This window comes from Acinetobacter seifertii, assembly GCF_000368065.1.
Taxonomy (GTDB): Bacteria; Pseudomonadota; Gammaproteobacteria; order Pseudomonadales; family Moraxellaceae; genus Acinetobacter; species Acinetobacter seifertii.
The window spans coordinates 1,515,907-1,541,153 of record NZ_KB851200.1 but is presented as its reverse complement, the minus strand read 5'-3'; the positions used below and the strand labels follow the sequence as shown (position 1 = coordinate 1,541,153).

General features: G+C 38.6%; 21 protein-coding genes and 2 pseudogenes. 12 read left to right on the top strand and 11 right to left on the bottom strand.

Translation table 11 applies throughout. From position 1 onward, the window contains the following. The first annotated feature begins 101 nt into the window (after positions 1-101). Together F985_RS14725 and F985_RS14720 are read left to right on the top strand one after the other, a co-directional pair. On the top strand, positions 102-1,976 hold the full coding sequence (locus F985_RS14725; protein ID WP_004702221.1) for an amidohydrolase: 1,875 nt from the start codon (positions 102-104) through the stop codon (positions 1,974-1,976). A 56-nt stretch (positions 1,977-2,032) separates the two neighbouring features. Next, on the top strand, positions 2,033-2,194 hold the full coding sequence (locus F985_RS14720) for a DUF1427 family protein (protein ID WP_000784879.1): 162 nt from the start codon (positions 2,033-2,035) through the stop codon (positions 2,192-2,194). A 68-nt stretch (positions 2,195-2,262) separates the two neighbouring features. Here F985_RS14720 and arsC read toward each other — a convergent pair whose 3' ends face one another. Further along, the gene (gene arsC, locus F985_RS14715; RefSeq protein ID WP_004702219.1) at positions 2,263-2,691 is read right to left on the bottom strand and encodes an arsenate reductase (glutaredoxin); all 429 of its coding nucleotides are present in this window, start codon (positions 2,689-2,691) and stop codon (positions 2,263-2,265) included. Positions 2,692-2,775: 84 nt separating this feature from the next. On the opposite strand from arsC, the gene F985_RS14710 reads away from it, so the two are divergent. From F985_RS14710 to arsH, 3 genes are all read left to right on the top strand, one after another. After that, the gene (locus F985_RS14710) at positions 2,776-3,105 is read left to right on the top strand and encodes an ArsR/SmtB family transcription factor (RefSeq protein ID WP_004702217.1); all 330 of its coding nucleotides are present in this window, start codon (positions 2,776-2,778) and stop codon (positions 3,103-3,105) included. A 100-nt stretch (positions 3,106-3,205) separates the two neighbouring features. Further along, positions 3,206-4,252, top strand: a complete 1,047-nt coding sequence (arsB, locus tag F985_RS14705; protein WP_004702214.1) for an ACR3 family arsenite efflux transporter — start codon at positions 3,206-3,208, stop codon at positions 4,250-4,252. Beyond that, a complete protein-coding gene (gene arsH / locus F985_RS14700; protein WP_004702212.1) occupies positions 4,239-4,952 on the top strand; it encodes an arsenical resistance protein ArsH in 714 nt (237 codons plus the stop codon). The genes arsB and arsH overlap by 14 nt, the downstream gene beginning before the upstream one ends. Before the next feature lie 57 nt (positions 4,953-5,009). On the opposite strand, the gene F985_RS14695 is transcribed toward arsH, so the two are convergent. Then, positions 5,010-5,912, bottom strand: coding sequence for a LysR family transcriptional regulator (locus tag F985_RS14695; protein WP_004702210.1), 903 nt, complete (start codon positions 5,910-5,912; stop codon positions 5,010-5,012). Positions 5,913-6,013: 101 nt separating this feature from the next. On the opposite strand from F985_RS14695, the gene F985_RS14690 reads away from it, so the two are divergent. From F985_RS14690 to ahpF, 3 genes are all read left to right on the top strand, one after another. Continuing rightward, entirely contained in the window at positions 6,014-6,574 is a 561-nt protein-coding gene (locus F985_RS14690) for a chromate transporter (protein WP_004702209.1), read from the top strand. Next, entirely contained in the window at positions 6,574-7,095 is a 522-nt protein-coding gene (locus F985_RS14685; protein WP_004702206.1) for a chromate transporter, read from the top strand. Before F985_RS14690 ends, F985_RS14685 begins: the two co-directional genes overlap by 1 nt. 174 nt (positions 7,096-7,269) lie before the next feature. Continuing rightward, positions 7,270-8,835, top strand: coding sequence for an alkyl hydroperoxide reductase subunit F (gene ahpF, locus F985_RS14680; protein WP_004702204.1), 1,566 nt, complete (start codon positions 7,270-7,272; stop codon positions 8,833-8,835). A 54-nt stretch (positions 8,836-8,889) separates the two neighbouring features. On the opposite strand, the gene F985_RS14675 is transcribed toward ahpF, so the two are convergent. The 6 genes and pseudogenes from F985_RS14675 to F985_RS14650 form a co-directional block, all read right to left on the bottom strand. Further along, positions 8,890-10,896, bottom strand: a complete 2,007-nt coding sequence (locus F985_RS14675; protein WP_004702202.1) for an esterase/lipase family protein — start codon at positions 10,894-10,896, stop codon at positions 8,890-8,892. A 113-nt stretch (positions 10,897-11,009) separates the two neighbouring features. Further along, positions 11,010-11,951, bottom strand: a complete 942-nt coding sequence (locus F985_RS14670; protein WP_004702201.1) for an ABUW_2363 family tetratricopeptide repeat lipoprotein — start codon at positions 11,949-11,951, stop codon at positions 11,010-11,012. 105 nt (positions 11,952-12,056) lie between these two features. After that, entirely contained in the window at positions 12,057-12,872 is an 816-nt protein-coding gene (cysE, locus tag F985_RS14665) for a serine O-acetyltransferase (protein WP_004702199.1), read from the bottom strand. After that, positions 12,865-13,704: an RNA methyltransferase gene (locus tag F985_RS14660; protein ID WP_004702197.1), complete on the bottom strand. Its 840-nt coding sequence runs from the start codon at positions 13,702-13,704 to the stop codon at positions 12,865-12,867. Before F985_RS14660 ends, cysE begins: the two co-directional genes overlap by 8 nt. A gap of 14 nt (positions 13,705-13,718) precedes the next feature. Further along, the gene (gene dnaE, locus F985_RS14655; protein ID WP_004702195.1) at positions 13,719-17,282 is read right to left on the bottom strand and encodes a DNA polymerase III subunit alpha; all 3,564 of its coding nucleotides are present in this window, start codon (positions 17,280-17,282) and stop codon (positions 13,719-13,721) included. 213 nt (positions 17,283-17,495) lie between these two features. Further along, positions 17,496-17,882, bottom strand: a pseudogene (locus F985_RS14650) (L-asparaginase); the annotation flags it as partial. A 61-nt stretch (positions 17,883-17,943) separates the two neighbouring features. Between F985_RS14650 and F985_RS14645 the strand changes: the two are divergent. Then, positions 17,944-18,645, top strand: a complete 702-nt coding sequence (locus F985_RS14645) for an IS1-like element ISPa14 family transposase (protein ID WP_001223318.1) — start codon at positions 17,944-17,946, stop codon at positions 18,643-18,645. Positions 18,646-18,672: 27 nt separating this feature from the next. Here F985_RS14645 and F985_RS14640 read toward each other — a convergent pair. From F985_RS14640 to F985_RS14630, 3 genes and pseudogenes are all read right to left on the bottom strand, one after another. Beyond that, a pseudogene (locus F985_RS14640) lies at positions 18,673-19,359 on the bottom strand (L-asparaginase); the annotation flags it as partial. 684 nt (positions 19,360-20,043) lie between these two features. Further along, positions 20,044-21,351, bottom strand: a complete 1,308-nt coding sequence (locus tag F985_RS14635) for a dicarboxylate/amino acid:cation symporter (RefSeq protein ID WP_004702190.1) — start codon at positions 21,349-21,351, stop codon at positions 20,044-20,046. Positions 21,352-21,817: 466 nt separating this feature from the next. Continuing rightward, positions 21,818-23,248, bottom strand: coding sequence for a pyridoxal phosphate-dependent aminotransferase (locus F985_RS14630; RefSeq protein WP_004702188.1), 1,431 nt, complete (start codon positions 23,246-23,248; stop codon positions 21,818-21,820). Positions 23,249-23,488: 240 nt separating this feature from the next. On the opposite strand from F985_RS14630, the gene msrB reads away from it, so the two are divergent. Genes msrB through F985_RS14615 form a run of 3 tightly spaced genes read left to right on the top strand, consistent with a single transcriptional unit; the run spans position 23,489 to position 25,235 of the window. Then, entirely contained in the window at positions 23,489-23,908 is a 420-nt protein-coding gene (msrB, locus tag F985_RS14625; protein WP_004702186.1) for a peptide-methionine (R)-S-oxide reductase MsrB, read from the top strand. Further along, positions 23,905-24,390: a glutathione peroxidase gene (locus tag F985_RS14620; RefSeq protein WP_004702185.1), complete on the top strand. Its 486-nt coding sequence runs from the start codon at positions 23,905-23,907 to the stop codon at positions 24,388-24,390. The genes msrB and F985_RS14620 overlap by 4 nt, the downstream gene beginning before the upstream one ends. Continuing rightward, positions 24,390-25,235: an AraC family transcriptional regulator gene (locus F985_RS14615; protein WP_025469152.1), complete on the top strand. Its 846-nt coding sequence runs from the start codon at positions 24,390-24,392 to the stop codon at positions 25,233-25,235. The genes F985_RS14620 and F985_RS14615 overlap by 1 nt, the downstream gene beginning before the upstream one ends. The last annotated feature ends 12 nt before the right edge of the window (positions 25,236-25,247 follow it).

Below are 25,247 nucleotides of genomic sequence, written 5' to 3'. Positions count from 1 at the left end.
TGATTTAGGTAAAGGTATGTCTAGTATTCAATATTTAAGTGATATTAATACAGACATGCCTTTATTTTTTAGAACGATAATTCACAAGAATGGAGTTCAGAATGACCGAAATAAACCTCATACTCATAAACGGTAAAATCACAACACTAGATCCTCAGAATCCCGAAGTACAAGCAATTGCGATTGCAGATGGTAAAGTCGTACGTACGGGTACAAATGATGAGGTTATGAAGCTCGCAACTCCTACAAGCAAAGTCGTAGACTTAAATGGTCGTCGCGTTATACCGGGTCTAAATGACAGTCATCTGCATATTATTCGTGGTGGCCTAAATTACAATATGGAATTGCGCTGGGAAGGTGTGCCATCCGTTGCGGATGCTCTACGATTACTTAAAGAACAAGCAGATAATACGCCAGCTCCACAATGGGTACGTGTGGTTGGTGGTTGGACTGAGTTCCAGTTTGCCGAAAAGCGGTTACCAACTTTAGAAGAAATTAATAAAGCTGCACCAGATACTCCTGTCTTTGTTTTACATTTATATGCCAGTGCTTTGTTGAACCGGGCAGCGCTTGATGTATTAGGCTTTAATAAAGACACTCCAGATCCACCTGGAGGCAAAATTGTACGAGATGCAAAGGGTGAACCAACAGGTCTGTTGCTCGCAACTCCATCCGCTATGATTTTGTATTCAACCTTAGGGAAAGCACCAAAATTGCCAGTTGAAGATCAAGTCAATTCAACTCGTCATTTCATGCGCGAACTAAATCGATTAGGCATTACTTCGGCAATTGATGCAGGTGGTGGTGGTCAAAACTACCCTGAAGATTATGATGTGATTAAGCAATTACACGATCAAAATCAAATGACAGTGCGAATTGCTTATAATCTATTTGCTCAGAAGGCAGGCCAAGAGCTTGATGACTATCGCCGTTGGACAGAAATGACATTTCCGGGTGATGGTGATGAGTTATTTAGAATGAATGGAGCAGGTGAGAACCTGACTTGGTCAGCGGGTGACTTCGAAGATTTCTATGAACCACGTCCAGATTTACCAGAAAAAATGGAAGGTGAACTCGAAGCCATCGTAGAACACTTGGCTGAAAAGAAATGGCCATTCCGTATTCATGCAACTTACGATGAAAGCATTAATCGTTTGCTCAATGTATTTGAGCGCGTCAATTCAAAACAGCCATTCGCAACTCGATTTATTATTGATCACGCCGAAACCGTATCTGAGCGTAATATTGAACGTATTGGTGCGTTGGGTGGTGGTATCGCCATTCAGCACCGTATGGCATATCAAGGTGAGATTTTCGTAAAACGTTATGGTGCCGAAGCCGCTCAGGCAACGCCACCAGTTAAGAAAATGTTAGAACTTGGTGTTCCTGTCGGTGCGGGGACAGATGCGACTCGAGTTGCATCCTATAACCCTTGGGTGTGTTTGTATTGGCTGACTACAGGTAAAACAGTGGGTGGTTTGCCACTCTATGATGAAAAAAATCTATTAGACCGTCAGACTGCACTCAAACTCTGGACTAAAGGTTCGGCTTGGTTCTCAGGTGAAAAAGATGTCAAAGGTTCACTCACGGCAGGAGAACTTGCCGACTTAGTTGTGTTGTCTGATGACTACTTCAAAGTTGAAGCAGAAGATATCCAGTGGATTGAGTCTGTACTCACTGTTTTAGGTGGAAAAGTGGTATATGCAGGGGCTGAGTTTAAGCAAGACGATCCGCCGTTGCCGCCAGCATCTCCAACATGGTCGCCGGTAAAACGCTTTGGTGGTCAGTGGCGTTTATCTGAAAATCGTAATGCACCGTCGAATCAATCATTACAGTCACAAAGTGCATTGTGTGCATGTACTAGCAGCTGTGGCATGCATGGACACAGCCACGCTTGGATGCTTGATGTTCCTGTAAATGATAAGGACAAAAAATCTTTCTGGGGCGCACTAGGGTGCTCGTGTTTCGCATTTTAAATAAAACAGTATGGGAACCTGCTGATTAAATGGCTGGATTCTCTAAGGTATGTACGATGAAAATGTACTTGTTATCTTTGGCTGTAGGGTTGCTTGTTGGTGTCTTATATTACGTTTTAAATGTTAAGTCACCAGCTCCACCTCTTGTTGCATTAGTCGGATTATTGGGCATGGTGATAGGAGAGCAACTTCTTCCTTTTATTAAGTCCTATTTTTAATCCGTTTCATTCAAAAAAGCTAAATGGTGTCGTGCCATTTAGCTTTTTATATTAATAAGTATCTTCAATTATTTTATACGACGACCTTGTTCATCAATAATCACTTCACCATCTTCTTTTGCAAAATAGCCTAAGTTTTTTGAATCTAAAATGTCGAGCACGATTTCAGAAGGACGGCAAAGTCGTGTGCCTTTTGGTGTAACCACAAATGGGCGATTAATTAAAATTGGATGCTGAACCATAAAAGCAATTAACTGCTCCTCGGTCCAATGGTTTTGTTCTAATTCTAAATCTTTGTAGGGATCGACATTTTTACGAATTGCTTCACGTACAGTTAAGTTTGAATCCTTAATGAGTTGAATCAATTGATCTTTACTTGGTGGTGTTTGCAAATATTCAATAACAATAGGCTCAAGTCCTGCATGACGAATAAGCGCCAATGTATTGCGTGAGGTTCCGCAAGCAGGGTTATGATAGATTTTTACTTTATCGCTCATGATAAATTGATCTTCAAATTAAGATATTGCATTTATATATGGATATCCGTATATTTGCAATAACGAATATATTTTGTTGTAGATATGATCAACCAAGTCGATTTCTTTAAATGTCTATCTGACCAAACTCGGTTAAATATTCTTAAATTAGTTCTAAATAAACAAAATATTTGTGTTTGTGAGCTAACAGAGCAGCTTGAGTTGAGCCAACCCAAAATTTCTCGGCACTTGGCCTTATTAAGAACTCATGGCGTATTACTGGATGAAAGAAAAGGTCAGTGGGTCTATTACAGCTTAAATCCTGATTTACCTGTATGGGCTTTAGATATTTTAAAGGTGATAGAAAATGACGAGAGTGAGACAAGAATAAAACAACAAGATCAGCTTTTCATCACTACAACGTGCTGCGATTAATCTTTCTAGATTTCTGTCTTAAAAATTCGGATTTCTAGCATAGGTGTATCAATCATTTGTGTATTGAACAAAATTAATCAATTCTTTCTTCGAGTAGAACATGACCAGACAAGGGCTTTCATTTTTAGATCGAAACCTGACGCTATGGATTTTCATTGCAATGGCTTTAGGTTTAGCCATTGGAGTTTTCTTTCCTCAGGCATCTGTGTCTTTGAATGAATTAAGTGTAGATAACGTTAATATCCCGATCGCAATCGGCTTAATTTTGATGATGTATCCACCGTTGGCGAAGGTTGATTACGCTGCGTTACCAGAAGTATTTAAAGATAAGAAAACTTTAACTCTATCATTGGTACAAAACTGGATTATTGCTCCAGTTTTAATGTTTATCCTTGCCATTATTTTCTTACATAACTATCCAGAGTATATGACGGGCCTTATTTTGATAGGCTTAGCACGTTGTATTGCAATGGTTCTGGTTTGGAATGGCTTGGCTTGTGGAGATAACCAATATGTTGCAGCGTTGGTTGCTTTTAACAGTATTTTCCAAATCTTATTTTTCAGTACGTATGCTTGGCTATTTTTGACCTTTTTGCCGCCGTATTTTGGTGTGGCAGGGCAAGTCATTGATGTGAATTTCTGGACGATTACACACGCGGTTTTGGTGTACTTAGGTATTCCATTTTTAATGGGATTCTTGACGCGTTTGATTTTAGTCAAGTCGAAAGGGTTGGAATGGTATCAAAGTAAATTTTTACCAAAGATCAGCCCGTTTAGTTTAATTGCTTTACTTTTTACTATTGTGGCGATGTTTAGTCTAAAAGGTGGGGATGTAGTGAGCTTACCTTTAGATGTATTACGTATTGCGATTCCACTTACAATTTACTTTGTCGTAATGTTCTTCATTAGCTTCTTTATGAGTAAACGGATGGGGAATAACTACCCACGTACTACTGCTATTTCATTTACCGCGGCAGGTAATAACTTTGAGTTGGCATTGGCTGTAGCTATTGCAACCTTTGGTTTGGCATCACCTGTGGCATTTACCACAGTGATTGGGCCGTTGGTTGAAGTGCCAGTTTTAATTTCACTCGTTACCGTTTCTCTTTGGCTCAAGAAAAAGTATTTCTTACATGAACAGTCCTAATAATGATTTATCAAATGTAGCATTAGATCTTCTAGATAAGCCTGCATTTGAGCAAGTTCAAGCGCAGCAGCTTGAGCATCCACCTCGCATTTTATTGCTATATGGTTCTAATCGTGAACGCTCTTATAGCCGTTTTGCTGTGCTGACCGCTGGCCAAATCCTTGAATATTTAGGTGCTGAAGTCAAAATCTTTCATCCTAAAGGTTTACCTTTGCCTGAGGATGCAGGAACAGATCATCCTAAAGTCCAAGAATTACATACACTATTAGCTTGGGCAGAAGGCATGGTGTGGTGTTCGCCTGAACGTCATGGTGCGATGAGTTCAATTTTAAAAGCTCAAATTGACTGGATTCCTTTAGCAGCTGGAGCAATCCGTGCAACTCAGGGTAAAACCCTAGCAGTCATGCAAGTCAGTGGTGGTTCGCAATCTTTTAATGCAGTCAATCAAATGCGTATTTTAGGTCGTTGGATGCGTATGATTACCATCCCAAATCAGTCATCTGTCGCAAAAGCATTTTTGGAGTTTGAGGAAGATGGCAGTATGAAACCCTCTTCTTACTATGATCGAATTGTTGATGTAATGGAGGAACTGTATAAGTTCACATTATTAACGCGTGGGCAAAAAGAATATTTGACAGATCGCTATTCTGAGCGCAAAGAATCGGCAGAAGAGCTGTCAAAACGAGTAAATCAAAAATAAACAGTTTCATGAAAAAGTGCTTCATTTGGAGCACTTTTTATTGCTTAGTTTTTACACTCAGGTGATTGTGGGCAAAAGTTTTTGCATAAGTTCAATAAAGTTTGAAACTTTAGCCGAGTTTTCATTTTCTCGTGTAATCAAGTAAATAGGCGCATTCAGTTTTATTGAATCATCAAATTCTCGATATACAATTCCATGTTCCCAAAAGTTATGCATTGAAGCTGGCACAATCGTTATACCAATTCCAGCAGCGACTAAATTTAATGTTGCGGTAGGTCGAGGTGCTTCCTGAACAATGCGCGGACTAAAACCTGCTTGATAGCAACTATATAAAATCTTGTCATATAAGCCTTGTCCTGAAGAACGACGGTATAAAACAAAATTCTCATCACATAAGTCAACTAAACTAATTTTCTCTCTTTTTGTAAGTGGATGATCTATAGGCAATGCTACTACCATTGATTCATCTAATATATGCAGATGTTTCAAACCAATATCACGACTAATCGGCGCTCTTAAAAAAGCAATATCAAGCTTTTCCGAAATTAACCAATCTAATTGCTTTTGGCTGCCTGCTTCTTCAAGTTTAGTCTGTACAGCTGGGTACATTTCACGATATGAGCGCAATACCAGCGAAATAAGCGGATGTAAACCTGCGGAACTTGTAAAACCAATATTGAGTTGTCCAGTTTTGCCTTGGCTAACATCTTGGACGAGTTGGGGTATATGTTTAGCATGCTCTAATAAAAGCTGTGCTTCTTTAAATAAAGCTAGACCTGCCTCAGTTGGTTCAATCCCGCGCGGTTGACGAATAAATAATTGTGTACCAAGTTCTTCTTCAAGTTTTTTGAGTAAACGCGTTAGAGGCGGCTGTTGAATAAACAATCGATTTGCTGCATGCGTAATATTTCTTTCTTCAACCACTACTACAAAGGCGTGAAGCTTATGTAAATCGAGCATAGAAATACCTTTAGGGTATGCTTAGTGAAAATAAAAGCATTTGTAGATATATCACAAAAGTATCATTCTATCTTGGTCAGATAAAGTGAAAAGTAACGAAAATGAACCATGTTGAGATTGCCGTGCGGAAGGAGAGTGTACCCACCTGCACAGAGTTATTTTTAGGTTTTTTAACATTAGGTTTAATTGGATTTGGTGGTGTTTTACCTTTAGCAAGAAAAGTCATTGTAGAGCAGAGACAATGGTTAAGTCCTGAAAAATTCACTGAGTTACTTGGTCTGTGTCAATTCTTACCAGGGGGCAACATCATTAATCTCTCGGTTGCGATTGGTATGGAATTTCGGGGTGTTCGTGGTGCAGTGAGCTCGCTCATTGGTCTGATCCTTGCACCTACTGTTATTGTTGTACTTTTACATTATGTTTATGAGCAGTTCCAAGACAACCTTATGGTTAAGCATCTTTTTGAAGGGTTAGGAGCAGCAGCAGCAGGGCTTCTGGTAGCAACTGGCTTAAAAATGTTGAAACCATTATTACGTAACCCGATAGCGATGTGTGTTGTCGTGGCTGCAATTATCAGTATTGCTTTTCTAAAAATTTCTTTGCTTTTGACTATGTTGATTTTATTGGCACTTTATTCATCTATTATTTGGAGACGTGTGTAATGGGCGCAGTTCTACTTGCTTTAGCGATCATTTTTACTCAGTTGTCTCTTATAGCTTTTGGTGGCGGAAACACGATTTTGCCCGAAATGCAGCGTCAAGTGGTTGATATTCATCATTGGATGACTGCACAAGAATTTAGTGCTTTGTTTGCTATGGCTCAAGCAGCTCCCGGTCCGAACATGATGATTGTACCATTGGTGGGATGGCATGTAGCAGGGCTGTCAGGTTTACTTGTGGCCTCTACCGCTAAATTTCTACCTTCATCTCTTATTACGGTATTTGTAATGAGAGGCTGGTCTAAGTTCAAAGACAAAAAATGGCGCCGTGTTTTACAGCTTGCTCTACAACCTGTCACTGTGGGAACTGTACTTGCCAGTGCGTGGATTATTTCTGAGGCAGCTGCCATAAATACTTTACTTATTATTATGGTAGTTATTGCAACTTTATTATCTTTAATTAAAAAAGTGCATCCCTTGCATGTCTTAATTGCTGGGGCTGTATTTGGTGTGGTGTTACTTTAGTTTAACCAGTTTGCCGATCTGCGCTGGGATAAGTTCAGGTTGGTTTTTTTTGAATGAAAATAATAAAATCTAAAAAACCGATTAAATCTATAAAAACATACTGTTTTACCTATTTTGTGTTTTCACGTACTATGCATCTATTGAAAGAATTTGGATGCATTGGAGTAAAAACAGATGTTAGATCAAAATATTAAAACTCAATTAAAAGCTTACTTAGAACGTTTAGAAAGTCCAATCGAATTAGTGGCTGCTTTAGATGAATCAGATAAAGCTGCTCAAATTAAAGAGTTAGTGACAGAAATCGCTGAGCTTTCTGACAACGTAACTGCCCGTTTTGATGGCAACAATACACGCCGTCCAAGCTTTGGTGTGGCTAAAGCAGGTGAACAGCCTCGCGTGTTCTTTGCAGGCTTACCAATGGGCCATGAGTTTACGTCTTTGATCTTGGCACTGTTACAGGTGTCTGGTTATGCACCGAAGGTTTCTGATGAAGTGCTGAACCAGATTAAAGGTTTAAACCTCAAAGCTAACTTTGATGTGTTTGTATCCTTAAGCTGTCATAACTGTCCGGACGTGGTACAGGCGCTCAACCTGATTGCCATTTACAATCCGAACACTACAGCAACCATGATTGACGGTTCATTCTTCCAAGATGAAGTTGAACAACGCAGAATCATGGCTGTACCAATGGTGTTCCAAGACAATGAGCACATTGGCCAAGGTCGTATGACCCTTGAAGAAATTGTGGCAAAACTTGACACCAACTCAGCTGAAAAAGATGCAGCAACACTCAATGCTAAAGATGCTTTTGATGTATTGGTGATTGGTGGTGGGCCTGCGGGTGCAACAGCAGCCATCTATGCAGCACGTAAAGGTATTAACACTGGTATCGTAGCTGAACGCTTTGGTGGTCAGGTGATGGATACCATGGACATTGAAAACTTCACGTCTGTGCAAAAGACTCAAGGTCCTAAGTTTGCTGCCGAGATGGAAGCACACGTTCGTGAATACGATGTCGATATCATGAACCTACAACGTGTTAGCAAAATCACGGGTGCCAACCAAACAGCAAATGGCTTGGTTGAAGTTGAACTTGAAAACGGTGCCAAACTTGAATCGAAAACCGTCATCCTTTCAACAGGTGCACGTTGGAGAGAAATGAATGTACCGGGTGAAGCTGAATACCGTACCCGTGGTGTCGCATACTGTCCACACTGTGATGGTCCATTGTTCAAAGGCAAACGTGTTGCGGTGATTGGTGGCGGTAACTCAGGTGTTGAAGCTGCAATTGACCTTGCTGGGATTGTTGAACATGTGACTTTAGTTGAGTTCGATACCAAACTTCGTGCTGACCAAGTTTTGCAAAACAAACTTCATAGCTTGCCGAACACCACTGTAATTATGAATGCCTTAAGTACAGAAGTGTTAGGTGACGGCTCACAAGTGACTGGTCTTAAATATAAAGACCGTGCCACTGATGAAGAGCATGTAGTCGAGCTTGCAGGGATCTTTGTACAGATTGGTTTATTACCAAACACTGACTTCTTGAAAGACAGTGAGGTTGAGTTAACCAACCGTGGTGAGATCATTGTGAATGACCGCAACGAAACCAATGTACAAGGTGTATTTGCTGCGGGTGACTGTACCACTGTGCCTTACAAGCAAATTATTATTGCTACAGGTGATGGTGCTAAAGCATCACTCTCTGCGTTTGATTACATCATTCGCTCTGGGCAGTAAAATTTAGTTCCCAAACGAAAGAGCCAAAGGATTACCTTTGGCTCTTTTTTATTTTCATGGTTTATATAAACCGTGTTCAACTAAATGCTCTCGTAAAATCCGACGTAGCTCTAATACAGCTTGTGGTGTTAACTGAATAGAGTGTCCACCCGGAAGTACTTTCTCAGACTTTGCACCCTCTAAGTGAGCACTCTTATAAGGAACAATACCATCGGTAATCACATTTGGATCATCACTCTTGGTAATGTTACCCATAATTGAGTGGAAGACTAATCCTTGATGTGGATTAATATTTTCCGTGAGTTCCATAAATTTAGATTGATGGCTTAAGTCACTTGGTCCATTTTGAATCAGACCATTATCAATGTTATTCAAGAAATCTTTAACATCTAAATTTTCAGTGGTTAGCGATGTTGTTACAGCAGATAAAAAAGCTCCCGGCAAACGAATAATTTTACGAGCAGCTAACGTAAACCATCGATCAGCGTAATCTGTACCTCTGTGAGGTGATGCTAAGAAAATTGCGCGATCAAAGTTAGCAATTGAATGCATTTGCAATCGTTCAGTCACCATAGGATGTTTTTTGAAGCGGTTCTGTTGACGTACAGTCATTAGCTTCAAAGCTGGTTGAGTAATATCACCATCACTGACCAGTAAACGGCTAATAATACCTCCCATACTATGTCCCACAAGCACGGCATCATGTGCAGCAGGGTCACTTGGGTTTAACGAACCGAACGCTTGTTTTAATAGTGCATAAATTTGGAATCGACTTTCTAAGATTGGCATATTGGTCGAGTAGAAAACTTGCCAAACCTGATAGTTATCTCTTAAAACTGTATCGCCCATCACATCGTTAGTAAGAGCAATCCATGCCTCGGGGCTACTTGCTAAACCATGTACCAACACAATAATTTTTTTGTTTGGATTATAAGGTTCGAGCATATATAAATGCGGCATGGTTAAATGCTGATCACGATCAATCAGGCTTAAATAAGCCGCTACGCCTAAGTTATTTTCAGCTAACCATAAACCATAAGGTGCAGAGAAGTTCGCAGCTAGAGGGTATTGCTTACCTGCGACATTAATATTATCGGTGCGATAAGGATCATAAACTCGAATTACAAATTCTGGGTTATTTATAATGTCTTGAACAGTTTTGGCATTTTTAGGCTCAGCCACGATCGTTGCAGCTAAATAACGTGCATGGTGAATATTCGGATTCACACCATTTTTATAGCTGTAATTAAGTGGATCTAAAATATATTCATTAATATCTTCTTTTCCTGAGCTCGGAAAAACGGCGACAAACTCAGAACCGAAACCATCACGACGGTTAATTGTTCTTAAACCCGAGAAATTTAAGTTATAGCTTGAAATTAATTTCTCTAATTTTTGACCTGATAATTGTCTATGAAACTCAAAGTCAATTGAATAAACACTCTTGCCAATATGAATTTGCGGCTCTACCACATTTTTTTGTGGGTATCTCAAATCATAAACACTGACCATTTTGGCAATGGCTTGATTATAAAAGTCGCGTATTTGAACTTGTCTGTTATCAAAAATACGATCGGTCGGCTGACGTTTTGTTGAAAACAGATAGGCATAGCTATAACGAATGCTCTTATCGAGAAAGGTTAATTGTTGGTCTAAGCAATCGTCATATTTATTCTGAATCGCTTTTTGTTCATCAGTCGCTTTGTGTTTAGTGAATCGACTAATTTTACACTCGGAAGAATCTGATAAAGCCATCGCTTTTGCGAGATACATTTCGCTCGCAGTAGATAAAAGCTGTTCGTCTAAAATTTGAGGAAGGTTTTTGAGTTGATTTACACAGGTGTCAGGGGAGTCTGTACAGGTTTTGGCTTCTTGCCCTGACATAGACAAAACGTTAAGACTTGCTTCACTCAGTTTATCTTGCGTAAGAATACTATTACGTTCATTTGCAATAGTAACGTTGAGAGCTTGCTGCTTAACATTGACGACCTGACATCCACCGAGAATTGAACCGAGGATTATGACCGTGAAGAGCGCTGAATTTCTTTTTCTAACAAACATTATGGTCAAATATGTGGATCAGTAATATGCCGATCATACAAATTTTAAAGTTTTTTTCAATTGATCAAATATAAAAAAGGGCTGTCAAATCAGCCCTTTTTTAAAGTTTAAACTTATTTTTTTGCAGGTTGAGCTGGGGTAGCTGGTGTCATAGCTGGGTTTGTTAAAACTTGCCATACATTCCAACGACCTTGTTTTTCAATTTCTTGAATTAAACGGTCAGCTACTTCAGCTTCATCAGGGTATTTAACCTTATAATTTTTTAAAGTCTGAATCGCATTTTTCTTTTGTTCCATTGCAATATAGTTATTTGCAGCGGCTAAATATGCTTCTTGAACATTGCCTTTAATGGCTTTGTCTAAATATGGAATGGCTTCACGCTGACCACCACCTTCAGATAAACCAAAACCAAACCAGAAATTCGTTTCCGGATCGTCTGGGCTAATTTTTAAAAGTCTTTGAGCATATTCTAAAGATTTAGTAGTGTGGACAGTACCTAAATCTAAATTACGTGCAAGTACGCTTGCTTTGAATGCTCGAATTAAAATATCAAATGAAGCATTTGGATTAGCAGCTAAAGTATCTAAGCGCTGTGTCACTTCTTTAAGTTTGCTTTCAAAACCTTTACGTTCTTGACGGTCTGTAAAGCGAGGCGGGTAATGACGAGCTTTACCTTCTACAAGCTGTAAGAAGTCGTCAATTTCTGTCACATCAATTTCGTTATCGCCAGCTAAAACTGCGTACTTCACTGAACGTTGTGAACTATTAATTGTAGGTACAATCAGTTTATTTGTATCTAAAGTAAGCGATTTAGTTGGATCATCCTGACGAGTGACCACCATTTTCGTTACAGGCTGAGCAGCAGCATCTTTTAAAGCAACTTCAAATGCTGGCGGAGCATCATAATTGAATGGGTTTAAAGCATAAAATGGAGGAGTAAGGTCAGGTTCCTTGAAAACAAAAGGTTCATTTTTTTGTTCTTTTACAGGCGCCATTGTACACGCTGTTAAACTAGAAGTTGCAAGGAGTAAATACGCCAATGGCTTTAAATTCATAGGATCTTCCGTTCATTTTAGTAAAGTCAGATTTGGTACAGCTAAGTCTAGGAAAACCTAAACCGACATGCAAGGGTAAGCGTGTTACATTATGAATCAAGAATATTACGTTTTTGATGTCTTGTTTTGCGCACCGCATTCACGACGAACTTCTTCAAGAATTTTTAGCTCTTCATCGCTAAAAGGTTGTTCATCTTGGCTTTCTTTTTTGAAAGTTGGGTCAAGTTCGGATAAGCGTTGACACAAATTATTCATACGTGTTTCGTTGTGTTGAATACGATCAAGTAAAACTCGCATCCCTTCTAAAATCGGATCAGATTGATCAGCAGTGGTCGCATACGGGGCAAAACCAATACTCTGAGCATAATCACGGCGGCGTGCTTCATCTTGATCTTTGGTTTTATCGGCATCTTTATAAATATAGCGCGCAGGATTACCAACGGCTGTTACACCAGCTGGAACAGCTTTTGTCACCACAGCATTTGAACCCACTTTAGCGCCTTTACCAACTGTAAAAGGTCCTAAAATTTTTGCACCAGCACCAACGACTACACCATCTTCTAGAGTTGGGTGACGTTTACCTTTTTTCCATGTCGTACCGCCTAGGGTAACTCCATGATATAGCGTAACGTCATCACCAATTTCGGCAGTTTCACCAATCACAACACCCATACCATGATCGATAAAAAAACGTTTGCCGATCTTTGCACCAGGGTGAATCTCAATTCCTGTTGCAAAACGACTAAATGTTGATACAAAGCGGGCAGTCCCTTTGCAATCTTTTTTCCAAAGTTCATGTGCAAGTCTATGCAACACTAGGGCATGAATACCGGGATAATTGGTAAGTACTTCGAGCGTATTTCGTGCAGCAGGATCTCGCGCGAAGACAGCCTGTATATCTTCTTTAAGCTGTTTAAGCATTGGATTGATCCTCCTTGTCCGATGATGCTTTTTTCCATTTGCCGCTTGTGAGGGCTTGAACTCGACTAAAAATACCGCGAAGTAAATGATATTCCATACGATCTAATTGTATACGACCAAATAAACGACGCAAGCGTAAAGGTAATAAACGTGGATTTTCTGGATCTAAAAATTCAATTTCAGTCAGCATTTTTTCCAAATGAGGATAAAACTCTTCCATTTGCTGCTGAGTGACTAAAGGCTCATCCCACTGCATGCTTTGACCTTGTGCAAGTGGCATTTGTCCGTCATCAGAAACAAGTTCTTTTTGTTCTAATACCGACATGCGAAGTTCATAACATACAACTTGAATCGCTTGGGCAACGTTCAGTACACCATAATCCGAATTTACAGGAATAGTAAGGTGATAGTTTGCCAAAGCTAATTCTTCATTGGTTAAGCCGCGGTCTTCACGTCCAAAAACAATTGCAATTTGTTGGCCTTGCGAAGCAGCCTTAATTGCTTCTTTTGACGCAGGGCGTACATCAAGCAATGGCCATGGAATAGTACGACTTCGGGCACTTGTTCCAAAAACTAAATGGCAGTCTTTAATGGCGTCTTCGAGCGTTTCAACAATTTCGACTTGTTCTAATAAATCTTGTGCACCAGCAGCAAGCGCTTGAATATCTGGATGTGGATAGGTCTTTGGTGAAACAAGAACCAACTTACTCAAGCCCATTGTTTTCATTGCGCGTAAAGCACTGCCAATATTAGCAGGTAAAGTGGTATTGACCATCACAATACGCATTTGTGCTAATTGTTTTGACACAGCGGTGTCGTCAAACAAACTCATAAGATTTCCAGAAATTACGAATATTGAGAAACTTCGCTTTGGTATGAATCCAATGCATCATCAATAGTCATGTCCACAGGAGGTGAGGCAACAGGTTGCGGACGAACAGGGTCTGCTGCTTTAGCTGCCTTAGATTTTACCTGATATTCAACATGAATATTATCTTTACCAAAGTAATCTCTTAGCTTGGCTAGAAGTTCATCTAAAGGAGCGACTTTCCATTGTGGGCCAAGTTGAAGCTCAGCCTGAGCATATGGTTGGTCAAGGTGTAAATTTAGTGCAATATGCTGATGCATATCAACATTGCAATAAGGCAATAAGATATTTTGTAGATCTTTTGCCAAACTTGGTTGCATTAAATCATTGGTTAACTTAATTTGAATGCTATTGGCACGTTTTTGTCTAATTTCATTTAAGTTAAAGGCTTTATTTAAACGGCCCATTGGACGATCAAAGCCTTCACGCTCATAAATCTCGCCTTCAAAGACAACTACATGTTCAACTTGTATGATATCTTTAAAGCGTTGGAAGCGTTCATGATTACAACTGACTTCAATACGTGCTGTACCATCGTCGAGCACAATAACCACGCGATTTGGGAAGTTGGCTACATCCAGAACCAGACCCGCATAAACAGTTGTTACACCACGACGAGTCGCAGTAATTTCATTAAGTTTTGCTGGAATAAACGCTTTGAGTTCTTGACGGTAAACATCAATAGGGTGACCTGTTAAATACAAACCAAGCGTATCTTTTTCGCCTTTAAGACGAACTTCATCACTCCATGGTTTAACTGGCTTAGCGGGTTTACGCTGAACTTCTTCAACTTCACCAAATAAGTCCATAATGCCGCTTTCACGGTTACTACGTGCTTGTTCGGCTGCTTGTACTGCTTCTGGCAGTTGAGCCATTAAACTAGAACGTTCAATACCTAAACAATCTAGTGCACCAGCACGGATAAGCGCTTCTAAGGTTCGTTTATTGATTTTTTTCAAATCAATACGGTGGCAGAAGTCGAATAGGTCTGTATACGGCCCTTGTTGACGGCGTGAGTCAATAACAGACTGCATTGCCTGTTCACCAACACCTTTAATTGCACCTAAACCATAAACGATGGTTTTATCATCACTGGCATGGAAATGATAAGTCGACATGTTAACTGACGGAGGTAGAACTTCGAGTCCATTATTTCGACAGTCATCAATCAAAAATACGACGCTGTCAGTGTTCTGCATTTCCGATGACATTACCGCTGCCATAAATTCGGCAGGGTAATGAGCTTTTAACCATGCTGTATGGTATGCAACAAGAGCATAAGCAGCCGCATGTGATTTGTTGAAACCATAGCCCGCGAACTTTTCCATATAGTCAAAGATATGGTTGGCGGTGCTTTCATCAATACCTTTTTGTCCAGCACCTTCAAGGAAGATTTGGCGTTGTTTTACCATTTCTTCAGGTTTCTTTTTACCCATTGCACGGCGAAGTAAGTCAGCGCCACCGAGCGTATAACCCGCACAAATCTGTGCAGTTTGCATTACCTGTTCCTGATAAACCATAATCCCGTAGGTTGGCTCTAGTACACCTTCAAGCAAAGGATGAAGATATTCAAAATCTCCACCATGCATACGGTGAATAAAGTCAGGAATCAGATCCATTGGGCCCGGACGATACAAAGATACGAACGCAATAATTTCTTCGAATTTGCTTGGACGTGCCTCTTTAAGCATCCGTTTCATGCCGACGGATTCAAACTGGAATACCGCTGTTGTATTTGCATCAGCAAACACAGAATATGCTTTAGCGTCGTCGAGTGGGACGTGAGATATATTTAGAGGGTCATTGCTATCGCGATTTTTATTAATATTTTGAATAGCATCTTCAATAACGGTTAAGTTACGTAAACCCAAGAAGTCAAATTTTACCAGACCAGCAGCTTCTACATCGTCTTTATCGTATTGTGCGACACGGCTGGTTCCATCTTCATCACATAGTACAGCAGAGAAATCGGTAATCTTACCGGGTGCAATAACAACACCACCGGCATGTTTACCGGTATTTCGAGTGATACCTTCTAATTTTAATGCCATTTCCCAGATTTCACTGGCATCATCATTATCTGGGTTAGATGGGTTAGTGACAATATCTTTAAGCTGAGGTTCCATCTCAATAGCAGTTGCCAAATCTACACCAAGTGGCTTAGTCGGCACCATTTTTGAAATACGATCAGCTAAACCGTAAGATTTACCTAAAACACGTGCAACGTCACGAATCGCACCTTTTGCAGCCATTGTACCGAAAGTTGCAATTTGCGAAACTGCTTCACGACCATAGGTACGTGATACATAATCGATAACACGGTCACGACCAGCAATACAGAAATCGACGTCAAAGTCGGGCATCGATACACGTTCTGGGTTTAAGAAACGTTCGAAGAGCAAGTCATAACGAAGTGGGTCTAGGTCAGTAATTTTTAAGCTATAGGCTACTAATGAACCTGCACCTGAACCACGGCCAGGCCCAACAGGAACGCCATTATTTTTAGCCCACTGAATGAAGTCCATTACGATCAAGAAGTAACCAGGGAATCCCATCTTAAGGATAATTCCAACTTCATAATCAATTCGTTCATCATAAGGTTTACGAATTTCTGGCCAGTCTTCACCACGTTTTTCAACAGGATACAGATAATCTAAGCGTTCTTCTAAACCTACTTTTGACAAATGCTCAAAGTAAGTGTCGATGGTAAATCCATCTGGAATTGGGTAATCAGGTAAAAAGTAGGTACCAAGTTGTAGGCTAACATTACAGCGTTTTGCAATATTGTAGGTGTTTTCGATAGCACTTGGGATATCAGAAAACAATTCGATCATTTCATCGGAAGTTTTAAAATGCTGTTCAGGACTATATAAGCGTGGACGACGATCATCTGCTAATACATAACCATCAGCAATACAAACACGTGCTTCATGTGCCTCAAAATCTTCTTTTTCTACAAAGTGCACATCATTATGTGCCACTACACCAACATTATATTTGGCAGCAAGTTTTGCTGCTTCTTGAATAAAGTCTTCTTCACCAGGACGATCCGTACGTGTTAAAGCAAGATAAACACGATTACCAAACTTTTCAATCCACTCTTCAAGTAAAGGTTCAGCTTTTTGTGGGTTAGATGAGCAAAGCATTTGACCAACATCACTGTGTTGACCTAACAGAACAATAATATCTTGATGCTGTTCAAGTACCCATTCTTTTTGTACACAAGGGATACTGAGTTGTTGACCTTCAATAAAACCGCGTGAAACGATTTCGGTCAGGCTTTTCCAGCCAACATTACTCATTGCAAGTAAAGTTACACGATGCTGAGCATCATTAAGACGTATGGTACTACCTAAAATAGGTTTAATACCTTTTTTAAGGCAAGAGTTATAAAACTTTACGGCAGCGTGAAGGTTAGATAAGTCTGTAAGAGCCAGTGCAGGCATTTCATCCTTTACAGCAGCCTTGACCAAGTCGGGTATGCGAACAATCGACTCTGTAATCGAAAATTCTGTATAAATACCGAGATGAACAAACTGCATAAACCAATCCTTAATACGACCGCAGCATAGTTTAGCATGCAAAGTTCAAAGGAAATGCTTAATATTTTGGCAAACTGTTTAGGATTTTAGTATTTAAGCAAATGTTTAGAATATTAAAATGAAAGATTGATCAAAGATTTTAGTTATTTTATCGAGTGAAAATACAAGATAAGAAAAGAACCAGCCCAAACTGATTTGGACTGGTTGAAAAACTTAGTACTGCCAGAACATACGTTGAATTTCTTTAGCATCATTCGTCTTAGTAAGAGCTAAAGCTGCAAGAAGACGTGCTTTTTGTGGGTTTAAGTCATGAGCAGCTACCCAACCATATTTATCGTCAGGTTGTTCAGCATTACGTAATACGAAACCTTGTGGTACACGTGATGAACGGATAATTTGAATACCGTCTTTATCATGAAGTTTTTGTAAAGTTGGAACGATATAGTTCGCAACAGAACCGTTACCTGTACCCGCATGGATAATCGCTTTAGCGCCAGCTTTTGCATATGCTTCATAAGCATCAGGAAGCATAGAGTCTGAACCGTAAACGATTTGTACCATTGGAAGTGCATCACCTTTAATATTTTCAATATTAAATTCTGGGTGGTGTTTCAAAAAGTATGCTGAAACAAAGCAGGTTGAATTTTGATAAAATAGAGAAATGCGAATAACTCTAGAAATCAAATGTCCAACCTGCCTCAGTGACAGTATAAAGAAAAATGGCATCAAAGTAGATGGGAAACAAAACTATCAGTGCAAAGACTGTAAACGTCAGTTTATTGGTGACCATGCTCTGAGCTATCTAGGATGTAATTCAGGCATTACTCGAAAAATATTACAGTTGATGGTCAGAGGTAGTGGTATACGAGATATCGCTGAAGTTGAGCGAATCAGTATCGGTAAAGTTTTACGTACTTTAACCGAATCGACCTACCAAATTCAGCCTAAACAAAGTCATTATGAGTCTCTTGAAGTTGATGAGTTTTGGACTTTTGTGGGAAATAAAAATAATAAACAATGGCTTATTTACGCCTACCATCGAGAAACAGGTGAGATTGTTGCTTATGTTTGGGGTAAAAGAGACTTAGCTACAGTTCAACGATTGAAAACAAAGCTTAAACAATTAGGTATTCACTACACCCGAATTGCAAGTGATCATTGGGACAGTTTCATAACTGCTTTTAAAAACTGCAAGCAAAGTATTGGTAAATTTTTTACTGTAGGTATTGAAGGTAATAATTGCAAAATAAGGCATCGAATTAGGCGTGGTTTTAGAAGGAGTTGTAATTTTTCAAAAAAGATTGAAAACCATTTTAAAGCTTTCGACTTAACCTTTTTTTACATCAATAATGGCTTCATTTAATGTCAGCATACTTTTTGAAACACCACCAAATTCTGAAGCATTTGTAAAACGTTTAACAGACTGTCTGAACCAGTATGGTTTACCTTCAACTAATGTACCTAAAGCGCCCCATTGGCTAACAAAAGCATTTGTATGAATGTTAATGCCTTTAGTTACATCACGTGCAGCAAAAATAGAGTCGTTCATAAGAACCATAACGCCTTTATTTTTTGCTTCGTCAGAAGCTGCTAAAGCAACTGCGCTATAAAGGTTAAGTGGTCCATCTGCTGAAAGTGCAGTTGAAGGTCGCATTGAACCAACAACAACGATTGGTTTGTCAGTATGAACAACAAGATTTAAGAAAAATGCTGTTTCTTCTAAAGTATCTGTACCATGAGTAATTACGACACCATTCACAGATGGCTTCTTAACAAGTTCATTTACTTGACGAGCAATTTGTAATAATTCCTTGTCAGTAATACTTTCAGAAGCGATCTGTAATGCTTGAATACCGCTTACATTTGCCAAATCTTTGATTTGTGGAACTGCATTGATTAGAGCATCAACTGGAACTTTTGCTGCTGTGTAAGTTGCACTATTTGCTGAGCTAGCACCAGCACCAGCGATTGTACCGCCAGTAGCAACGACAACAACATTGTTTTTTGCGTAAAGTGGGAGAGAGCAGGCCAATAAGCCCATAGCTAAACCGAAAGATTTAACAGTTTTAGTCAACATCGAAAATATCCTTATGAAGTGACGAAGTAGAAGTTTGCCGAATACGCCTGCTTGTCCTAAGCAAAATACATACCATATAAAACATATTCGTAACTTGTCTGAATAAAAAGCATCCCTGAATATCATTTTGTTTCGACAACAATCATTTAGTCATTGCTTTTATTCAGTGCTAATAAATATCATGAAAAAAATAAAAAATCTATTAAGTTTTTCTAATTTATCTCTATTTTTTTAATTTTTATATAAAGAATACAAATGAAATTTTTGATGATATAAAAATAGGAAATAATAGAATAATTCAAAGACTTATTTAACAAATGATAATTTTATATTGTTGTTTTTTATTGATAAATTTAATTGTTTTAATGGTGTTGAAAGTTATATAGGTAAACTCAATAATAAATTCAGTTGTTTAATGAAAATAATGAATTTAAAAGTGAACTAAAAAATAATCATTTGATCTGTGTTTTTTAAAAAATAAAAGTTGATTGATTGGTTTGTATTCTATTTTTAAGGTTTGTTCTTAATAAATTTAATAGTGATTGGAATCTAATTTTTCTACCTTTATTTAATATGAAAATACTCGTAAGTTTCTACTGTTAAATTTTAGAGCAAAAAAAAGAGCAATTTTATAAGGTCATATAAAATTGCTCTGAAATTGGGAGAGTGGGAGAAAATATAGACTTAAGCAGTCGTTTGTTCTTGAGTTGATTTAATTAATACTGTCTCTGGTAATTCTTCAGTATCAGCTACTTTTTCACCTTCAAGTTTAGCCACTACAGCTGTTGCAATACTATTACCGACTACATTTGTTGCAGTACGGCCCATATCAAGGAATTGGTCAATTCCGAGCAGTAATAAAATGCCGGCTTCAGGTAAATGGAACATGGTTAGTGTTGCAGAAATTACGACAATAGAAGCTCTTGAAACACCAGCAATACCTTTACTTGTCACCATAAGAGTTAACAAAATCAAGATTTGTTGAGTAAAGCTAAGGTCAATATGGTAGGCCTGTGCAATAAAGAGTACTGCAAAGGTGGTGTACATCATTGAACCATCTAGGTTAAATGAATAACCCAAAGGTAAAACGAAGCTTGTGACTTTCTTTGGTACACCAAATTTATTTAGGGCATCCATAACTTTTGGATAAGCTGATTCGCTCGAAGCTGTAGCAAAAGCAAGGGTTACAGGTTCACGAATTAATTTGCCTAAGCGGAAGATATCCTTTTTGAGTACGATCGCACCTACCGAGAATAAAATAACCCACAGTAATAAAAGGCCGAAGTAGAACTCTGCAATTAAAATACCGTAGTCAACAATTAAGCCTAAGCCTTGTACAGTAATTGCAGATGCAATTGCTGCAAAAACTGCGACAGGTGCAAATTTCATGACGTAATCAGTGATACGGAACATGATTTTGCTAAGTTCTTCGGTCAAGCGAATAATAACCGAGTCTTGTTCTTTGCCTTGATTAACAAAAGCTAAAGCTGAGCCAAAGAAAATTGCAAAAACTAGGACTTGTAAAATGTCATTATTAGCCATCGCCTCAGCAATACTGCGCGGGAATACGTGGCTTATAAATGACTGCAGTGTAAAGCCAGTAGTCGCTGGGAGAGAAGCGCTACTGAGTTCTTGAGCTGTCGGTAATACTAAATTTAGAGCTGCGCCAGGTTGGAAAAAATTGGCTAAGCCCATACCGATGGCTAGTGAGACAAAGGAAGCAGTAATGAACCAAGTCATTGACTTGAGTGTAATGCTACCAATTGAAGTCGATTTACCCATTGAAACAATGCCAGAAACAATTGTGGCAAATACCAATGGAGCAATAATCATTTTGATAAGACGTAAAAATATATCTGTGATGATATTAAAATAAGAAGCGATTTGCTTCAGTTGATCACCTTCATTAAAGAAGTGGTGACAGATCCAACCCGTCAATACTCCGAATAAAATGGCAACCACAATATACTTGAGCAATTTCTTTTGCTTCATATGAACCTCTATCCTTTGGGTTCAATCATCTTTTAGATGGGCTAGAGATGATTGAAAAGCTTTCCTTGTAAGTTCAGTTCGATCCTTTAACTGATTTCATCTTCCTAAATCTGCATCAGTGTTAACCGAATCGAATATGATGATGTTGTTATGGAAAGGGATTGTTGCTCTATTTTGAAGTAGTGTGAAATGCAAAAAAATATCAACTCATGCATTTTTTGCATAATAGCTAAAATGGAAAATGAGGAAAATTATAATAATTTAATCGAATGGTAAAAAATATGAGTTTATTTTTAATTGGGAACTAATATAAATTAAATTTATTAAAAATTAATGAAAATCAAAATATTGTGTCAGTTTTTAATAATATTTAAATTGGGTCTTATGTATTTTTAAATATATGCATGGATTATATAAAAATGAAAAAGGCATCTAATTTAAGATGCCTTTTTGATTATGCATTTTTTTAACGGCGATTGGCTAAGAAACGACCTAAACGACCAATTGCTTCACGTAATTCATTTTCTGCTGGTAAGAAAACAACACGGAAATGGTCTGGAGTTGGCCAGTTAAAGCCTGTTCCTTGCACTAAAAGTACTTTTTCGGCACGAAGTAAATCTAACATTAACTTTTCATCGTCTTCGATTGGGTAAATATTAGGATCAAGTCGTGGGAAGCAATACATTGCACCTTCTGGTTTAACACAGCTTACACCTGGGATTTCATTTAACATTTCCCAAGCGATATTGCGCTGTTCATAGAGGCGGCCACCCGGGCGGATTAAGTCATTAATAGACTGATAACCACCAAGCGCAGTTTGGATTGCATATTGAGCTTGTACGTTTGCGCATAGACGCATAGACGCCAACATATCTAAGCCTTCAATATAATCTGCTGCACGGCTTTTATCACCTGTAATTGCCATCCATCCTGAACGGAAACCCGCAATACGATAAGCTTTTGATAAACCATTGAATGAAATACATAGCTGATCGCCAGCTAAAGAGGCAACTGAAACGTGCTCAATTCCGTCATAAACAATTTTGTCGTAAATTTCGTCAGCAAATAAAATCAAATCGTATTTCTTGGCAAGAGCCACAATTTGTTCAAGCACGTGACGTGGATATACTGAACCAGTTGGATTATTTGGGTTAATAATCACAATACCACGTGTATTTGAAGTAATTTTACTTTCAATGTCAGCAATATCTGGATACCAGCTATTTTCTTCATCACATTTATAGTGAATGGCAGTACCACCCGAAAGATTAACGGCTGCTGTCCAAAGCGGATAATCTGGCATTGGAATTAGCATTTCATCGCCATCATCAAGTAAGCCTTGCATCGCCATGACAATCAGTTCAGATACGCCGTTACCAATATACACGTCATTTACGTGCATATTTAGGATACCTTTTTGTTGGTAGTACTGACAGATCGCTTTACGTGCTGGAAAGATACCTTTCGAATCAACATAGCCAATTGCATTTGGTAGGTTTAAAGCAACGTCATTAATAATTTCTTGTGGTGCTTCAAAACCAAATGGAGCAGGGTTGCCGATATTTAGCTTAATGATTTTATGTCCTTGCTCTTCCATTTCATTGGCGGCTCGTAATACAGGCCCGCGAATGTCATAGCAAACATGCTCAAGCTTCGATGATTTCTTAATTTCCCGAGAAGTTGGCATGGATTGGAGAGTAGCAGTATTTTTAGACATAGCTGGATTCACTTTTGCATATCGGTATAAATAACTTTTAAATGTTTTAACTGTTACCAAATTTAGATCATGTTGATCTTTTAGTAATTCAACAATTCTTTCGTGGGTAAAACCCGATTGCTGATACTGTTTGATAACTGGTAATAGTTGCTGGAAAAGCACACTTTTTTTCTGAGACATGTTTTGTCCTATACAACCGTGCCAAACAAGAATAGCACCATCTTTGCTTCCTTGAAAGGAAATAAAACATAATTTTGCTTACTTTTGTTTTTGTTATTTGCTTGCTTTTTGCTTACTGTTACTTAGATGATTAAATTCCAACAAATTTTACGTTCAGAGACTAGTGTTTTTTTGACGAATGGCGTAAATATAAAACACGATTATCAATTTATGTTTACATCAGAATAAAAGGTGCATGTCATGGGAAAAGTTAATAAAACAGACCGGGAATGGCAAAGAGAGTTATCACCAGAAGAATATCGGATAACACGACAAAAGGGCACTGAACCAGCTTTTACGGGGCAATACTGGAACACTAAGCAACATGGTACCTATGTTTGTCGTTGCTGTGGCGCTGAATTGTTCTCGTCAGATGCAAAATATGATAGTGGTTGCGGTTGGCCAAGTTTCTTTCGTCCAGTGAATGGAACAGTAATTGAAGAACATGAAGATTTAACGCATGGTATGGTCAGAACAGAAATTGTTTGTCATGATTGCGAAGCTCATCTTGGGCATGTTTTTGAAGATGGACCACAGCCGACAGGTTTGCGCTATTGTGTGAACTCGGCATCATTACAACTTAAAACACAAGAAAAAAATGACGAGGAAACTTATCCATGAGTAACATTTATCAGTTTGAAGCTGAATTGTTAGAAGGTGATATTAAGCAATTTGCTGATTACAAAGGTAAAGTTTTATTAATTGTAAATACCGCCAGTAAATGTGGTTTTACTCCACAGTTTGCTGGCCTCGAAAAACTTTATGAAAAATATAAAGATCAAGGTTTAGAAGTTTTAGGTTTTCCCTGCAACCAGTTTGGTGGGCAAGATCCAGGTAATAATAAAGAGATTGGGGCTTTCTGCCAGCGAAACTATGGGGTTAAGTTCCCTATGTTTGCGAAAGTCGATGTAAAAGGGCCTGAAGCGCATGTAATTTTTAGATATTTAACACGTGAAGCTAAAGGGATTTTAGGCAGTAGTACGATTAAATGGAACTTTACCAAGTTTCTGGTCGGTAAAGATGGTTCAGTTTTGAATCGTTATGCACCTACGACTAAACCTGAAGCTTTAGAAGCTGATATTGAAAAAGCATTAGCAGGCTAATTAATTTAATGAATGCTATTCCTCAAACTTTCGAGTTTTGGCAAGATCGGCGAATGCCTTATGTTGAAACTCGAAAGTCGTGTCGTAGCCGGACATGTTATAAGTCTCATAGCCATCCAACATTTTCAATTGGTGTGGTAGACGAAGGGAATAGCATTTTTCAAAGTTCTTTTGGCACTGCTCAAGAGATATCGGCGGGTACTTTAGTTATTGTACCTGCCCATATTGAACATTCTTGTAACCCTAAACCAAATGAGGCTTGGAGTTATCAAATGCTGCATCTGGATATAATGTGGTTAAGTCAGTTGTATTCTGAATTTCAACAGCAAGGCTTTGATTTGCATCTACCTCAACATAAGCCTCTCATCATAAGGGATGAAACTTTCTATAAAGCTTTTACTGAAATGAATGATGCGCTTTTTGATGATCAAAAGCTAATTCTTGAAAAGGAACAATCACTTCTTGATTGTCTTATGGGCTTGTTGTTGCCGCATTTTATTTTAGAAGAAATAGAAAAACCGCAGTACTTATATAAAGATTTTCTAGATTTAGTTGAGGCCGTTACTTCTTCTGAGAGTTTTATTTCCCTTGAAGAACTTGCACAGCAGGTTGGCCTGAGTCGTTATGCAATCATTCGGCTATTTAAAGCAAATGTCGGTCTAACTCCGCATGCATTTCAAATTAATTTAAAGATTAACCAAGCTCGGGAACTCCTTAAACAGGGGATTTCACTCGTAGAGCTGGCTGTTAATTTAGGCTTTAGTGATCAAAGTCATTTTCATAAAGCATTTAAAGCCCATACTGGAGTTACTCCTCGACAGTTTCAACTTGCAGTCGCGCAATAATTTACAAGAAAT

Coding starts and splice junctions, on each gene's coding strand:
- F985_RS14725 (WP_004702221.1), top strand. CDS start 102: ATGACCGAAATAAACCTCATACTCATAAACGGTAAAATCACAACACTA.
- F985_RS14720 (WP_000784879.1), top strand. CDS start 2,033: ATGAAAATGTACTTGTTATCTTTGGCTGTAGGGTTGCTTGTTGGTGTC.
- arsC (WP_004702219.1), bottom strand. CDS start 2,691: ATGAGCGATAAAGTAAAAATCTATCATAACCCTGCTTGCGGAACCTCA.
- F985_RS14710 (WP_004702217.1), top strand. CDS start 2,776: ATGATCAACCAAGTCGATTTCTTTAAATGTCTATCTGACCAAACTCGG.
- arsB (WP_004702214.1), top strand. CDS start 3,206: ATGACCAGACAAGGGCTTTCATTTTTAGATCGAAACCTGACGCTATGG.
- arsH (WP_004702212.1), top strand. CDS start 4,239: ATGAACAGTCCTAATAATGATTTATCAAATGTAGCATTAGATCTTCTA.
- F985_RS14695 (WP_004702210.1), bottom strand. CDS start 5,912: ATGCTCGATTTACATAAGCTTCACGCCTTTGTAGTAGTGGTTGAAGAA.
- F985_RS14690 (WP_004702209.1), top strand. CDS start 6,014: ATGAACCATGTTGAGATTGCCGTGCGGAAGGAGAGTGTACCCACCTGC.
- F985_RS14685 (WP_004702206.1), top strand. CDS start 6,574: ATGGGCGCAGTTCTACTTGCTTTAGCGATCATTTTTACTCAGTTGTCT.
- ahpF (WP_004702204.1), top strand. CDS start 7,270: ATGTTAGATCAAAATATTAAAACTCAATTAAAAGCTTACTTAGAACGT.
- F985_RS14675 (WP_004702202.1), bottom strand. CDS start 10,896: ATGTTTGTTAGAAAAAGAAATTCAGCGCTCTTCACGGTCATAATCCTC.
- F985_RS14670 (WP_004702201.1), bottom strand. CDS start 11,951: ATGAATTTAAAGCCATTGGCGTATTTACTCCTTGCAACTTCTAGTTTA.
- cysE (WP_004702199.1), bottom strand. CDS start 12,872: ATGCTTAAACAGCTTAAAGAAGATATACAGGCTGTCTTCGCGCGAGAT.
- F985_RS14660 (WP_004702197.1), bottom strand. CDS start 13,704: ATGAGTTTGTTTGACGACACCGCTGTGTCAAAACAATTAGCACAAATG.
- dnaE (WP_004702195.1), bottom strand. CDS start 17,282: ATGCAGTTTGTTCATCTCGGTATTTATACAGAATTTTCGATTACAGAG.
- F985_RS14645 (WP_001223318.1), top strand. CDS start 17,944: ATGCGAATAACTCTAGAAATCAAATGTCCAACCTGCCTCAGTGACAGT.
- F985_RS14635 (WP_004702190.1), bottom strand. CDS start 21,351: ATGAAGCAAAAGAAATTGCTCAAGTATATTGTGGTTGCCATTTTATTC.
- F985_RS14630 (WP_004702188.1), bottom strand. CDS start 23,248: ATGTCTCAGAAAAAAAGTGTGCTTTTCCAGCAACTATTACCAGTTATC.
- msrB (WP_004702186.1), top strand. CDS start 23,489: ATGGGAAAAGTTAATAAAACAGACCGGGAATGGCAAAGAGAGTTATCA.
- F985_RS14620 (WP_004702185.1), top strand. CDS start 23,905: ATGAGTAACATTTATCAGTTTGAAGCTGAATTGTTAGAAGGTGATATT.